A 14,809-nucleotide genomic window follows, 5' to 3' on the forward strand; every position below is an offset into this window, starting at 1 on the left:
CAACATGCGCTCCGGTCAGGAATCCAGCAGGTGGTCGATCCGCTCCAGGTTCACCGCAAGCTGCTGCTGGCGATCCGGATTGGTGTGGCAGAGCAGCACGAACAGGAAATCGAGCAGGGCGTGCATGGCGCTACGGTACAGCAGCTGCGCGACCTGTGGCGTGCGGTCGTGCGCGCAGACCGCCAGTGCCGCATCCGCATGCGCGCGCAGCGGGTTGGCGGTGTGGCGGGTGATGGAAATCACCTTGCCACCCATGTCCTGGAACTGCCGCGACAACTGTGAAAGCTGGGGCAGGTTGCCGAACTCGGAGAACATCAGCAGCGCATCGCCGGGGCGTGCGGCCGAGAGGTTTGCCAGCATCAGGATCGGATCGGTATGCGGCACCACCAGCAGTCCGAGCAGCGACAGCCGCATGGCGAACTCGCGGGCGAACAGGCCGTCGTCACCCAGGCCGTAGACGAACAGCTTTGGTGCGCCGTCGAGCAGCTGCACGATGCGCTCGATCTCCCCGCGTGGATTGGCCTGGCGTGTTTCCTCCTCGGCCTGCGCCTTGCTGCGGCGCAGGGCCTCGCCCAGGCGCAGGTAGTCATCGCCGCTCTCGGGTTCGTCGGGCGCCTGCTGCGGATCGGCACCGGCGCGGGCCACATCTTGGCCGATGGAGTACTTCAGATCCGGGTAGCCCTTGAAGCCAAGCTTCTGGCTGAACTTCACCACGCTGGACTGGCTGATGCCGAGCGCGCTGGCCAGCTGCTGGGAGGAGTAGTCGCGCAGCAGGTGGGCGTTGTCGAGGATGAAGTCGGCGATGCGGCGCTCGATGGCCGACATCTGCCCACGCTCGGTGCGGATCTTCAGCAGGGGCGGCATGCGGGGTGTCCGGGCATGTGTAGGCGCGTTGCGGTTGGCAGCTTAGAGCGTGTCATGGAATGGGTCGGATGGGTTCCAGCCGCGAAGAGATTACGGAGTGCAGTTGTTGCCTTTGACGTTGAGTCCGCCTTCAAGCGAGCCGAGCACCGCAGGTCCGGCGAGGGCGAAGAGGCGCGGGTGTCTGAGCGCAGCGAGTTCCCGCGCCGTCCCTCGACGGGCCGAGGAGCGCAGGGAACCGGTGCGTAGCACCGGCTCGCGGCCGGCGGAGCGTTTCTTTTGGTTACTTTTCTTTTCGCGAAAAGAAAAGTAACGCGCGACCCAACGTCAGTGGCACGCAACGTCAGCCGCAAGGCAGAAATCAACCCAGCATCTCCAGCCCGCGCACTTCGGTGATGCCCAGCCCCGGCACGTCGCTGATGCTGATCTCCGATTCGTTGAAATGCACGCCGCCGCTGACCGGATCGAACTGGCCCAGCGAGGGGCCGTCCAGATCGACCTTGGTGATCACATCGCTCTTGGCCACGGCCAGGTGCACGGCGGCGGCCACGCTGATGCTCGATTCGATCATGCAGCCGATCATGCACGGCACGCCGTAGATGCCGGCAATGTCGGCGATGCGGATCGCGTTGGACAGGCCGCCGGTCTTCATCAGCTTGATGTTGATGATGTCGGCCGCGCGCTGCTGGATCAGGTCCATCACCTGGCTCGGGCTGAACACGCTTTCGTCGGCCATCACCGGCGTGTTGACGCGGTCGGTGACGTACTTCAGGCCGCTGATGTCGGCCGCTTTCACCGGCTGCTCCAGCAGTTCAAGCACCACGCCGGCGTCTTCCAGGGTACGCATCGCATGCACCGCCTGCTTGGCGGTCCAGCCCTGGTTGGCGTCCAGGCGCAGCAGGGCGCGGCCTTCCACGGCGGCATGGATCGCCTTGACCCGTTCGATGTCCAGGCCGATGTCCTTGCCGACCTTGATCTTCAGCGACTCGAAGCCGCGTTCGATTGCCGACAGCGAGTCGGCCACCATCTTGTCGATGTAGTCCACGCTGATGGTGATGTCGGTGGTGATCACCGGGTCGCCGCCACCGAGCATCTGGTACAGCGGGGCGCCGTGCAGCTGCGCCCACAGGTCGTACAGCGCGATCTCCACCGCCGCCTTGGCGCTGGTGTTGCGCTCCATCGCGGTCTGCACCAGCGTGCACAGGTGGTTGAGGTTGACCACGTCCTGGCCGATCAGGCGCGGGGCGATGAAGTGGCGGATCGCTTCGATGATCGAGCCGTGCGTATCGCCGGTGATCACGGCGGTGGCCGGGGCTTCACCATAGCCGGTGTTGCCGGTGTCGGTGCGGATCAGCACCACCACGTCTTCCACGGTTTCCACCGTGCGCAGGGCGGTCTTGAACGGTGTCTTCAACGGCACGCGCAGCATGCCCAGTTCGATGGCGGTGATCTTCATTCAGGAGTCTTGGCCCGCAGGCGCTGGATGTTGGTGATGCGGTCGATGTAGCGGACGGTATCGCTGGCCATCATCGGCTCCAGCGGCGTGACCGAAACACCATTGAGATGGGCCTGCACGCGCGTGCCGTCGGCACCGAACCAGCTGCCGCCCGCCGTATCGTGGATCACCCACGTACGACCGTCGACGTGGCCGATGGCCATCATCACGTGGCCGGGGATGTAGACCAGATCGCCGACCTTCAGGTCGGTGACGGCACGGTCGCGCAGTGCCTTGCCGTCCTTGCCGGTGAACGGCAGGCGATCCAGCGCCGGGCTGACCGCCTGTGCACTGGTATTGCGTGGCAGCAGCACGCCGAAGCTGCGGTAGATCTCGGAGACGAAACCGCTGCAGTCGCGGGTGTCGTAGTCGTGGCCCCAACCGTAGCGCTCGCCGAGGAACTTGAAGGCCTGCTGCAGCAACAGGCGCGGGGTCAGGGCCAGGTAGTCGGCGGCGGTGTCCTGCGAGCGCGGCAGCAGGGCCGGTACCAGTTTCAGGCGACCATCTGCCTCGCGTACCGGCAGCTGCACCACCCACGATGCGTGCGCCTGCTGGCCGTTCACCGGTTCTGACGCGGGCCAGTCGGCCAGCACCGGCAGGCGCACGCCCATGTCCAGCTGCAGGCGCGAGACACGCGGTTCTTCCGGGGTGTAGGCGGTCTGCGCGGTGGCACCGGTGATGATCCGGTAGGGTCCCTTCGCGCCGTAGCCGAGCACCGTGGCCTTGTCGCCGCTGGCGATGGCGTCGGCTTCGATCCACGCGCTGTAGCGCTCGCTGTGCACGAACAGCCAGCGGCCGTCGGCACTGCGGTGGACCACGGCGACCTTGTCGCCGGGGAACAGTGCCGATTCCTGGAAGCGGTCGATGTCGGTGTCACCGACGGTGCTGAAGACGCGCTCGCGGGTGGGGAAGGTGCGCAGTGCGGCACGCTTCACCACCAGCCCGTAGGCCGGTGCCACCTGGGCGGGGATTGCATCAAGGCCGAGGTTGGCTTCGATCGCGCTGCGCAGGGCCGGCGCGATGGGCGTGCCCTTGTCGCTGTAGAGGGTGCGCGTGGGCCAGCTCGACAGCGCGGTGATGCTGGCACGCACCGTCGCCGCATCAAGCTGGGCTGGCAGCGCCGCGATGTCGCGGATATGGCTGTCCTGCGCCCGCATCCGTGCGTTCTGCGCCTCGATCTGCGCGCGATCCAGGATCGGCGCATCGGCGTTGTCCAGACGCGCCGCCCAGTACTGCGGCGTCAGGTAGGCCTCGTGCAGGCCGATCACATAGGGCAGCGGTGCGCCGGGATCGGGCGCCGGGGCGGCCTGTGCAAAGGCCGGTGCGGCCAGCAGGCACAGGGCCAGGGTCAAGCGGCGCGGCCAATGCCGGTGCCGTTCGCGGGAAGCCAGGCTCATGCGGTGCACACCCTCCTCGAATGCCTTGTGGAATATTTATTCCTTTCGGCATCGAAAGCAAGAATAAATTATTGACCGGCATCCCGGCCCGTGTTACACAGCCGTTACCACCCGCGCTGGGGAAGTGTCGCTGTGGATCCTGCCATTCGCAAACCGCGTCTGCCTGCTGCTGCCGGCCTGTGTGCCGCGCTGCTGCTGTGGGTGTCGGTCACGCAGGCGGCAGACGGGCGCAGCAGCCAGCAGCGTGCGCGCCAGGCGCAGGTGATCGACCTGATCGACGGCGGCCGCTTCAGCGACGCCGATGCGTTGCTGGCGACAGGGAGCGATGCTGCCGAAGGCGCGTTCCAGCGTGAGCGCATGCGCCGCATCCGCCTGGATCTTTCCCTCGACGAAACCGCCGCCAAGTCTGCCGTGCGCCGCTGGATTCCCGACCTGACCGACGAGGAATTCGCGCGCTGGGACCAGCTTGGCCTGATCGAGCATCTCGATATCGATGGCGAGCGTTGGTACTTCAAGCGCGCACCGTCGAACCTGTTCCTGCTCAGCGACGAAGCACGCGCACGCCGCCGTGCGGATGCACCGATGCCGCCTCCAGGGCCCAACGAAGTGCTCAACGCGCACCACACGCGCGTGGTCGCCGCGGCCGAACAGAGTGGCCGGGCGTCGGTGCTGCCGCAGCGTATCGAATTCACCCAATCGCTCACGGTGAAGGCCGATGCCGTGCCGGCCGGCGAAACCGTGCGTGCCTGGATTCCGTACCCACGCGAGATCCCCGGCCAGCAGGAGCAGGTGCAGTGGCTGGGCAGCAGCCCAGGCAAGGCGCGGGTGGCACCGGCCAGCACCTTGCAACGCACGGCCTATCTGGAGGCCAAAGCGGTGGCCGGGCAGCCGACCCGCTTCGAGATCCGCTACGCGGTCACGATCTTCGCCCGGCACACCGCGATCGACCCGGCCGTGGTGCAACCGACCCCGGCCGATACGGCGTTGAAGCCGTATCTGGCCGAGCAGCTGCCGCATGTGCGCTTCACCCCTGCGTTGAAGCTGTTCTCCGACCAGGTGCTGCAGGGCGAGACGCGCCCATATGAAGTGGTGCGCAAGCTGTTTGCTGCGGTCGACCGTATTCCCTGGGCCGGTGCGCGCGAATATTCCACGCTCAGCAACATCAGCGATTACGCGCTGCGTTCCGGCCATGCCGATTGCGGGCAGCAGACCCTGCTGCTGATCGCGCTGCTGCGCCTGAATGGCATTCCCGCGCGCTGGCAGTCGGGCATGGTGTTCTCCGACGATGGCAGTGGCTACAACAACCTGCATGACTGGGGACAGGTCTACCTGGCGCCGTATGGCTGGCTGCCGATGGACGTGACCACCGGCGCACTGGCCAGCGATGTGCCGGCCCTGCGCAACTTCTACCTGGGTGGCCTCGATGGCTACCGCATCGCCTTCAACGATGATTTCGGCCAGCCCTTCGTGCCGGCCAAGCAGCACTTCCGCTCGGAAACGGTCGACTCGCAGCGCGGCGAGGCCGAGTGGGCAGGCGGCAACCTGTACTTCGACCAATGGAGCTACGACTTCCAGTGGCGGGTACTGCCAGCCAGGCAACGCTAGCGCGACACATCGCATTCCACACCATTCAATTCTTGCAGGAGAGAGCAGGGGATGAAGGCTTACAGCATCAAGCGGGCGGCGTTGTGCGTCGCTCTCGGGGCGTGTCTGGGCGTGATCGCGCCCAGCGCATTCGCACAGGATGGTTCAGTGGTCGGCCGGCTGGTCAGCGATGCCGGCCAGGTACCGGCCGGTGCCACGGTGACCGTACGCAACCCGGCAACGGGCTTCGTGCGCTCCGTGCAGGCCGAAGCCAACGGCAGCTACCGCATTCCGCTGCTGCCGGTCGGCACCTATGAGATGGAGGTGAGCCTGCCGGGTGGAGGCGCCAGCCGTGTCGGCCAGGTGACGGTCAGTCTCGGCAGCGCGACCACGGTGAACGTGCCGCTGGGTGCGGTCAGTACCCTGGGCACGGTCGAAGTGCGGGCGCCGCAGGTGGTGTCGATGGTGGATGTGAAGTCCACCGAGTCGGCCACCAACATCACCCGCGAGGAGCTGTCGCGCCTGCCAGTGGACCGTGACATCACCGCGGTGGCGCTGCTCGCGCCGGGCGCGGTGAAGGGCAAGGGGTCGCTGGGCGGGCAGGGCATTTCCTTCGGCGGTTCGTCGGTGGCCGAGAACACCGTCTACATCAATGGCCTGAACGTCACCGACTTCTACAACCGGGTCGGCTTCTCGTCGGTGCCGTTCTCGTTCTACCAGGAATTCCAGGTCAAGACGGGCGGCTACTCGGTGGAGTTCGGACGCAGCACCGGCGGCGTCATCAATGCGGTGACCCGCTCGGGCAGCAACGATTTCAAGGCCGGTGCCGAACTGGTGTTCGAGCCGCGCGCGTGGCAGTCGCAGGCACGCGACCGCTACGACGGCAGCGGCAGCCGCTACATCACCGCCAGCCGCGACGACTACAGCCGCAGCGCGCTGAATGTGTTCGCTTCCGGTGCGCTGGTGCAGGACCGCCTGTTCTTCTTCGGCATGTACGAGGCGCGCGACTACCGTCCCACCTCGACCAATGATGCCGGCACGCGCCTGAGCCAGGGCAAGGCCGATGATCCGTTCTGGGGCGGCAAGATCGATTGGCAGATCACCGACAACCAGATGCTGTCGCTGTTCGGCTTCTCGGACAAGAGCAAGACCCTCACCGACGTCTACGCCTACGACTACGCCACGGGGCAGACCGTGGGCGAGCGCAGCAACCAGATCTACAACACGGTGGGTGGCAAGAACTGGTCCGGTACCTACAGCTGGCAGGTCAACAACGACCTGACCATGAAGCTGATGTACGGCGAGAACAAGCGCAACCGTGTGCAGAGCTCGTTGATGGACCAGAACTGCAACCGCGTGTTCGACAACCGCACGGCCGGCCAGGGCGTGCCGCCGTCGCTGCAGGGCGACCGCAGCTGCACCAGCAGCTCGCAGCTGGAGTCGGCGCTGGACACGCGCAAGGCCGCGCGCGCGGACTTCGAATGGACGTTGGGCAACCACCTGCTGCGGTTCGGCCTGGATCGGGAAGAGAACACCTCCGATTACAGCCGCGCCTATCCGGGCCCGGGCGGCTTCCGCTACGACATCTACTACCGCACTCCCGGCAGCTCGCTGAACGGTGGCGTGGTGCCGGCCAGCGGCGTGGTCGTGCGCACCCGTCGCTATGAAGTGGACGGGGCCTTCGAGACGATCAACTCGGCCTACTACCTGGAAGACAACTGGCAGGTGACGCCGAATCTGCTGCTGAACATGGGCCTGCGCCTGGAAGCCTTCGACAACAAGGGCGGCGACGGCAGCAGCTACATCAAGATCGACGACATGCTGGCCCCGCGCCTGGGCTTCTCCTGGGACGTGCGCGGCGATGGCACGACCAAGGTGTTCGGCAACCTGGGCCGATACTTCCTGCCGGTGGCCAACGTCATCAACATCAAGCAGGCCGGTGGTTTCCTCGACGAGCGCACCTGGTACGAGTTCCTCGGCTACACCGGCGCAGCCAACAACATCCCCAACCTGGGCGCGCAGATCGGCCCGGTGGACAACTCGCAGGGCGACGGCAGCGTGCCGGACCTGCGCGCGGAAGTGAACCGGGACATGGACCCGGTCTACCAGGATGAAGCGATCCTGGGCTTCCAGCAGATGATCAACGAGGCCTGGTCGGTAGGCGCCAGCGTGACCTACCGGCGCCTGCACAATGCCATCGATGACATGAACATCACCGCGACCGGCCAGTGTGGTGCCATCGACGGCGTGTGGATCATGGGCAACCCGGGGCGCACCAACACCGTGTGGGGTGACACCGACTGCGACGGCCGCAACGATGGCTGGATCAGCATCGACACCTCGAAGGAAGGTTGGGCGCTGTATGACGACAACGGCAATTATGTCGGCCAGCGCGGCTGGGTGAAGCCCAAGCGTGACTACAAGGCGCTGGAACTGCAGGTCGACCGCGCGTGGGACGGCAAGTGGGGCTTCAACGCCTCCTACACCCTTGCATACGGTCGCGGCAACGCAGAGGGCCCGGTCAACTCCGATACCGACTTCGCCGATGCAGGGCGCACCGAGAACTTCGACAATCCGTGGGTGAACTACGGGGGCTATGGCTACCTGGCCAATGATCGCCGCCACCAGTTCAAGTTCCGAGGCAGCTACGCGCTGACCGAGAACCTGAGCGTGGCCGCCACCCTGGGCGTGCAGTCGGGCAGCCCGATTACCCGCTTCGGCGCCGGCAATCCGTTCGACGACACCGACTTCCACAGCTACTACGTGTGCGTGTCCAACTGCCAGGCGACGGTTCCGTCCCAGCGCGTGTTCGTGCATTCGCCACGCGGTGGCGATGGCCGCACACCCTGGACCTATGACCTGGACGTGAGCGTCTCGTACAAGGTGCCGATTCCCACCGATCTGCGCCTGAAGCTGGCGGTGTACAACGTGCTCAACCAGCAGCGCGTGGTGACCGTGGACCAGGACTACGAGCCGCAGGACAGCATCGGCACGCCGAACCCGCTGTACCGCTACGGCACCGGCTTCCAGTCACCGCGCTATGCGCAGTTGACCGTGACATGGGCCTACTGAAGCCCGCACGGCAGGCTCGAAACTGCGTCTGCGCGGCGGCGCTGGCGGTGTTCCCGGTTGCGTTGGCACAGACCACCGCGACCGCCTCCCTCGATGCCGATGTCGCTGCCGTCGTCCAGCACGAGCACCTGCCCGGGCTGGCGATGGCGGTGGTCGACAACGGGCAGGTGGTCTATCGCCACGCCGAGGGCGCGCGTGGCGATGGCGGCCGCATCGACGAGGACACGTTGTTCAAGATCGCCTCCAACAGCAAGGCGATGACTGCTGCACTGCTGGCGCGGCTGGTGCAGCAGGGCAGGCTGCGCTGGGATGATCCGGTACAGCGGCATCTGCCGGGCTTCCGCATGCACGATGCGTGGGTGAGCCAGCAGATGCAGGTGCGCGACCTGCTGATCCACAACAGCGGCCTGGGCCTGGGCGCCGGGGACCTGATGCTGTGGCCGGAGCCGAACGCGTTCACCCGTGCCGACATCATCGCCGGATTGGCGCATCTCAAGCCGGTCAGCAGCTTCCGCAGTCACTACGCCTACGACAACCTGATGTATGTGGTGGCCGGCGAAGTGGCGGCGGCAGCGGGTGGCAAGCCGTATGACCAGCTGATGCGCGAGCAGGTGTTCGAACCACTGGGCATGATGCGCTGCCAGGTGGGGGCGTGGTCGGTGAAACGCGTGGGCAACGTAGCGCAGCCGCATGCCTGGCGTGGCGAACGCAATGAAGTGGTGAACGCCGATGGTGGAACCAGCCCGGACCTGCCGTCGATGGCGGCCGGCGGCATCCGTTGTTCACTGCGCGACATGACGCGCTGGATGCAGGTGCTGCTCGATCCCACCCTGACGTCCGGCTGGCTGGACACGGAGCAGCGCCGCACGCTGTGGACCCTGCACATGCCGATGCCGCTGGGTGAACGCCAGCGGCGCTGGGACAATGCGCATTTCTACGGCTACGGCTATGGCTGGCGCGTGTCCGACATGGACGGCCAGTGGAAAGTGGCGCACACCGGCACGCTGTCAGGCATGTATTCATCGCTGGCGCTGCTGCCTGACCGGAAGGTGGGCGTGGTGATGCTGATCAACGGCGAAGGCGAGGACGCACGCATGGCCCTGATGCAGGCCGCGCTGAAGCGCTTCACCGCAGCGGACGATGCGCGTCCGGCGATGGAATACCTGGCCGAACTGAAGGCTGACCAGGCAACGCGGGCCGCGACCGGCCATTCGCGGCCATCCACCGCGGCGGCGCAGGAGACGAGCCGCACGGACCTGTCCCGCTGGCAGGGCCGCTACCGCGATCCGTGGCTGGGCACGGCCTCGCTCTGCCCGGGCAAGGACGGCCTGCGTTTCAGCGTGGACAAGTCGCCCCGGCTGCAGGCCACGGTGCTGCAGCTGCAGGGGCGCTGGCTGCTGCGCTGGGATACGCTGGGCGACGAGGCGCAGGCGTGGTTGCAGCCAGGCGAAGCCCCGGCACCGACGCTGGACCTGCGCGCCATCGACCCGGACATCGACTTCAGCTATGACTTCCAGGACCTGCATTTCACTCGTACTGGCGACTGCGCTGGCGGCGACCACCCGCGCCGCTGAGCCACCGCGCGTTTCACCGGCAGCCGACGCGGCCAGCGCCGGACTGGTGGAGATCCGCACGTTGTCGCCGCGCATCGACCTGGACATCCGCTACGCCGGTGCCAACAACTTCACCGGTGCGCGCGTGCCCGGCTACGAGGCGCCATCGTGTTATCTGCTGGCGCCGGTGGCGAAGGCGCTGGCACAGGTGGAACAGGACCTGCGCGGCGATGGCTTCGGCCTGCGCCTCTACGACTGCTACCGACCGGTGCGTTCGGTGCAGGCCTTCATGGCCTGGGTGAACGATCCGCGCGAGCGCTCGCGCAAGGCACAGCAGTACCCGGACCTGGACAAACCACGGTTGCTGGCCGACGGCTACATCGCCGAGCGCTCTGGCCATAGTCGTGGCGCCACGGTTGATCTGGGCCTGCTGGATTGCCGCAGCGGTGCATGCACGCCGCTGGACATGGCCACCGACTTCGATTTCTTCGGTCCACGCGCGCATACGCAGGCAAGCGGATTGAGCGATGCGCAACAGGCCAATCGCCAGCAGCTGGTGCGCGCGATGGCGCGGCGGGGCTTCGTCAACTATCCGCAGGAGTGGTGGCACTACACCCTGCAGCCCGAACCGGATCCCGGCACCGCGTACGATGTCCCGGTACGGTAGGGGCATCGGCAGGGCTGCGCCCCGCCTCTGACAGTTTCCCGCGTGGTCCGTTGTAGAGCCGAGCCCATGCTCGGCTGCTCCTTGTTCAATCGTCGAGATATTCGATTTGGATGGAGATTCATCCACGCATGGCGTGGATCCACTGTGGCTGCCGATTGGGTCCGGCGCAGATCCCTTACACTGGCCGCCTCTTCATCCCTGCCCACCCGATGAACCTTCCCCTGCACTTCGGCCTGCTCGGCACCCTGGAAGCCGGCGCCATCGCGCTGCTGGTCGGCCTGCTGGTGTACTTCCTGTGGTCGCGACTGTGCCGGCTGCTGCACTGGTCGATGGGCCACGCCATCGGCTGGTCCTGCGTCATCTCGGTGGTGGCCTCCGCTGGCATCGATGCGTGGAAGCTGTTCTACATGGGCATCGTGCGACTGGAGTCGCCGCTGTACGCGCGCCTGTTCCTGGCCACCATCCACGATCCGAACGAGCTCGGCAGCCGTGTCGTGCTGGAAATCGCCGGCGCGCTCGCCGGTGTCGCCTTGGGATGGGTGTTGTTCAGTTCGCGGTCATTGGAAAAAACCGTCGACTGACGCAGGTTTTTCGTTGCCTGCCGGTTAAATGCAGAGGCGTTGAATGCGCATCTTATGAGCCGCTCACTCCTCGCTAACCAGCGCGCTAAAGCATGCGTGGATGCGAGTGGTTAATCGTGCGTGTGGAGGCCGGTCGCGGCCCAAAATCGATTCAGAAACGCGGTGGCAGGGTAGGTGCCGTGCGGAAACAACAGGCCGCGCAACACCACCCAATATGCAGGAGACACCCCTGATGACTATTCGCAACCGCAAGCCCCTGATCGCCCTGATCGTCGCCGCTGGCAGCGTGCTGGCCATTCCGGCGATGGCCCAGTCGGCCAAGCAGCAGGCCGCACATGCGCAGAATGAAGCGGCGCAGGCCCAGCAGGCGGCAGCACAGGCCGGGCAGGCGGCTGACCAGGCGACCGATGCGGCCGCAGCGGCCTCGGCGCAGGCCAACGGTGGTGGCCAGACCTGGGCCAGCATCGATACCGATGGCAACGGCACCATCAGCAAGACCGAGGCGCAGGTGAACGCCGGCCTGGCCCAGGTGTTCGACCAGGCCGATACCAACAAGGACGGCGAGCTGAGCGCCGACGAGTACAAGGCCTACGTGGCCGCGCAGCAGGCCGGTGCGGGTGCCGGCGCGGCGCAGGGCCGCTGATCCAGACCTGATTCGGGAAGACCGGTGCATGGGGACCCGGGCGGCTGCGGCCGCCCGGGTTTTTCTCGTCATCGCCACCCCTGTATCCTTGGCCGATGAACACGTCCACGCCTGCGCCGTCGCGCGCCATCGGCCTGGTCGGTTTTGACGGTGACGACACGCTGTGGAAGAGCGAGGACTACTACCGCAAGGCCGAGCAGGATTACCTTGACCTGCTGTCGCGCTATGTCGACGTGCACGACACCCAGACCGCGCGCCACCTGCTGGAAGTTCAGCAGCGCCACCTGGGCACCTTCGGCTACGGCGTGAAGAGCATGACCCTGTCGATGATCGAAGCGGCCATCGACATCACCGGCCAGCGCATCGAGGCCAAGGACATCCAGCGCATTCTGGATATCGGCCACGATACCCTGCGCCACCCGGTGGAACTGATCGACGGTGTGCGCGAAGCCGTGGCGGCCATCGCCGAGCACTACCCGGTAGTGCTGATCACCAAGGGCGATCTGTTCCACCAGGAAGCGAAGATCAAGGTCGCCAACCTGGCCGAGCTGTTCCCGCGCATCGAGATCGTTTCCGAGAAGGACCCGGAAACCTACGCCCGCGTGCTGGCCGAATTCGAACTGCCGATGCAGCGCTTCGTGATGGTCGGCAACTCGCTGCGCTCGGACATCGAGCCGGTGGTGACCCTGGGTGGCTGGGGCGTGCATACCCCGTACGCCGTGACCTGGGCCCATGAGACCCAGCACGGCGTGGCCGACGACGAACCGCGCATGGTCACCGCCGATACCGCCCACGACTGGCCGGCCGCACTGGCGGCGATCGAGGCCAAGGCCGCTGCGGCGGCCTGACAGGGCCCGGCAGCTGCGGCAGAATCGGGGTATGAACGTTCGACTGCGCGCGCTGTTGTTGTCCCTGCTGCTGGCGCCGGCCACCGTGCTGGCCCAGCAGACCGCCGAGCGTTCGGCTGCGTATGAGGTGGCAACCGGTGACCGCTGGATCGATGCCCAGTTGCAGGACATCAACCATTACGCCGAACGCTACCCCGATGCCTTCCTCGATGAAGTGTCGCGCTACGCCGATGTCCCCCGCGGCTACATCAATGCGCTGTTCACCACCCATGGCTGGCAGGCCGGGGATATCTATTTCGCCTGCTTCTGGGCCAAGGCCAGCGGCCAGACCTGCCGCGACAGCGTTCGCGCCTTCAGCCAGGACCCGGAGGGCGGCTGGGAAGCGGTGGTGAAGCGCATGCCGGCCAAGCCGGACAACCTGCATTACCGCGCTGTGCGGCATGCCATCGTGGCCAGCTACCAGCACTGGGACCGGCCGATCACCCTGGATGCCACCCTGAAGCGGCAGTTGAAGCGGTAGTGCCGGCCGTTGGCCGGCAACTGCACCCTTATAGGCATCAGGAGGTTGCCGGCCAGCGGCCGGCACTACCCGGCCATGTTGCTCTGCGTATCGCCGCCGCCGCGCGCTCCGGCGACAATACGGGTCCGAGCTGTTCCCCGTTCCCGTAATCGAGTGACTGATGAGCGCCTCTTTCGTTTCGCCTGATGTGATCCGCCGCCTGTTCGCGCAGGCCATGTCCCGCATGTACCGCACCGAAGTGCCGCTGTACGGCACGCTGGTGGAACTGGTGGAGCGGATCAACGCGCAGGTGCTTGCCCAGGACCCGGCACTGGCCGCGCAGCTGCAGCGCAACGACGAGCGTGCGCGCCTGGACGAAGAGCGCCATGGCGCGATCCGCGTCGGCACCGCGCAGGAGCTGGCGACGCTGCGCCGCCTGTTCGCGGTGATGGGCATGTACCCGGTCGGCTACTACGACCTGTCGGTAGCCGGCGTGCCGGTGCACTCCACCGCGTTCCGCCCGCTGACCGGCGCCGCGCTGGCGCAGAATCCGTTCCGCGTGTTCACCTCGCTGCTGCGCCTGGAGCTGATCGAAGACGAAACCCTGCGTGCCGAGTCGGCGAAGATCCTGGCACGCCGCCGCATCTTCACCGACGGCGCACTGGCGCTGATCGACCAGGCCGAGCGTGACGGTGGCCTGTCGCAGGCCGACGCCGAGCGCTTCGTCGACGAAGCACTGGAAACCTTCCGCTGGCACGGCGATGCCACGGTCGATCTGCCGACCTACCACGCGCTGCACAATGCGCACCGCCTGGTGGCCGACGTGGTCAGTTTCCGTGGCCCGCACATCAACCACCTGACCCCGCGCACGCTGGACATCGACGCGGCGCAGGCGGCAATGATCGAGCACGGCATGGCGGCCAAGGCGGTGATCGAAGGGCCGCCGCGCCGCGCCTGCCCGATCCTGCTGCGCCAGACCAGCTTCAAGGCGCTGGAAGAGGCCGTGCATTTCCCGGATGCGGACGGTGGCGATGCCGGCACCCATACCGCGCGCTTCGGCGAGATCGAACAACGCGGCCTTGCGCTGACCCCGAAGGGCCGCGCGCTGTACGACCAGCTGCTGTCGCAGGCACGCGATGCCGGTGGCGAAGGCAGTACCGGTGGCGACTACGGGCAGCGCCTGCAGGCGGTGTTCGCCAGCTTCCCGGATGACCATGACACGCTGCGCCAGGAAGGATTGGGCTACTACCGCTACCAGCTGACCGACGCCGGCCGCGCCGCGCCGGAACGCGTGGCCGATCTGCCTGCCGAAGTGCTGGTGGCCGCCGGCCTGGCCACGGCCGATCCGATCGTCTACGAGGATTTCCTGCCGGTCAGTGCCGCGGGCATCTTCCAGTCGAACCTGGGCGGCGAAGAACAGCGCGCGTATGCCGCGCACGCCAACCGCGAGGCCTTCGAGCAGGCGCTGGGCGTGGCGGTGAATGACGAGTTCGAGATCTACGAGCGGCTGCAGGCCGAATCGCTGGCGGCGCTGCGCACCGCGTGAAGGTAGAGCCGGCCGCTGGCCGGGCGCACCGCGTGAAGGTAGAGCCGGCCAGCGGCCGGCTCT

At 66.6% G+C, this 14,809-nt stretch carries 12 protein-coding genes; 9 read left to right on the forward strand and 3 right to left on the reverse strand.

From position 1 onward, the window contains the following. Positions 1-15 precede the first annotated feature (15 nt). The 3 genes from VG561_RS19030 to VG561_RS19040 all read right to left on the reverse strand — a co-directional run bounded on the left by VG561_RS19030 (position 16) and on the right by VG561_RS19040 (position 3,753). The gene (locus VG561_RS19030) at positions 16-864 is read right to left on the reverse strand and encodes a MurR/RpiR family transcriptional regulator (protein WP_262094035.1); all 849 of its coding nucleotides are present in this window, start codon (positions 862-864) and stop codon (positions 16-18) included. A 358-nt stretch (positions 865-1,222) separates the two neighbouring features. Next, a complete protein-coding gene (locus VG561_RS19035; RefSeq protein ID WP_014645715.1) occupies positions 1,223-2,317 on the reverse strand; it encodes a dipeptide epimerase in 1,095 nt (364 codons plus the stop codon). Further along, positions 2,314-3,753: an SH3 domain-containing protein gene (locus VG561_RS19040; protein WP_134966454.1), complete on the reverse strand. Its 1,440-nt coding sequence runs from the start codon at positions 3,751-3,753 to the stop codon at positions 2,314-2,316. The genes VG561_RS19035 and VG561_RS19040 overlap by 4 nt, the downstream gene beginning before the upstream one ends. Positions 3,754-3,885: 132 nt before the next feature. Between VG561_RS19040 and VG561_RS19045 the strand changes: the two genes are divergently transcribed. From VG561_RS19045 to hglS, 9 genes are all read left to right on the forward strand, one after another. Continuing rightward, positions 3,886-5,358 carry a transglutaminase-like domain-containing protein gene (locus tag VG561_RS19045; protein ID WP_197602888.1) on the forward strand — a complete coding sequence of 491 codons (1,473 nt, stop codon included), beginning with the start codon at positions 3,886-3,888 and terminating at the stop codon, positions 5,356-5,358. A 51-nt stretch (positions 5,359-5,409) separates the two neighbouring features. Continuing rightward, positions 5,410-8,409 carry a TonB-dependent receptor gene (locus VG561_RS19050; protein ID WP_164166856.1) on the forward strand — a complete coding sequence of 1,000 codons (3,000 nt, stop codon included), beginning with the start codon at positions 5,410-5,412 and terminating at the stop codon, positions 8,407-8,409. After that, positions 8,397-9,983 (forward strand): serine hydrolase, encoded by a 1,587-nt coding sequence (locus VG561_RS19055; RefSeq protein WP_423179886.1) that lies wholly within the window; start codon positions 8,397-8,399, stop codon positions 9,981-9,983. Before VG561_RS19050 ends, VG561_RS19055 begins: the two co-directional genes overlap by 13 nt. Continuing rightward, positions 9,916-10,629, forward strand: coding sequence for a M15 family metallopeptidase (locus VG561_RS19060; protein WP_049441432.1), 714 nt, complete (start codon positions 9,916-9,918; stop codon positions 10,627-10,629). The genes VG561_RS19055 and VG561_RS19060 overlap by 68 nt, the downstream gene beginning before the upstream one ends. Positions 10,630-10,838: 209 nt before the next feature. Continuing rightward, positions 10,839-11,210, forward strand: a complete 372-nt coding sequence (locus tag VG561_RS19065; protein WP_134808452.1) for a hypothetical protein — start codon at positions 10,839-10,841, stop codon at positions 11,208-11,210. A 232-nt stretch (positions 11,211-11,442) separates the two neighbouring features. Then, positions 11,443-11,853: an EF-hand domain-containing protein gene (locus VG561_RS19070; RefSeq protein ID WP_014035758.1), complete on the forward strand. Its 411-nt coding sequence runs from the start codon at positions 11,443-11,445 to the stop codon at positions 11,851-11,853. Positions 11,854-11,948: 95 nt separating this feature from the next. After that, entirely contained in the window at positions 11,949-12,701 is a 753-nt protein-coding gene (locus tag VG561_RS19075) for an HAD family hydrolase (RefSeq protein ID WP_014645722.1), read from the forward strand. Positions 12,702-12,732: 31 nt separating this feature from the next. After that, positions 12,733-13,221: a hypothetical protein gene (locus tag VG561_RS19080; protein ID WP_049405514.1), complete on the forward strand. Its 489-nt coding sequence runs from the start codon at positions 12,733-12,735 to the stop codon at positions 13,219-13,221. Positions 13,222-13,381: 160 nt separating this feature from the next. Beyond that, positions 13,382-14,746: a 2-oxoadipate dioxygenase/decarboxylase HglS gene (gene hglS, locus VG561_RS19085; RefSeq protein ID WP_014645724.1), complete on the forward strand. Its 1,365-nt coding sequence runs from the start codon at positions 13,382-13,384 to the stop codon at positions 14,744-14,746. Positions 14,747-14,809: the final 63 nt, after the last annotated feature.

This window comes from Stenotrophomonas sp. CASM110 (assembly GCF_049384345.1).
In the GTDB taxonomy this organism is placed as follows: Bacteria; Pseudomonadota; Gammaproteobacteria; order Xanthomonadales; family Xanthomonadaceae; genus Stenotrophomonas; species Stenotrophomonas muris.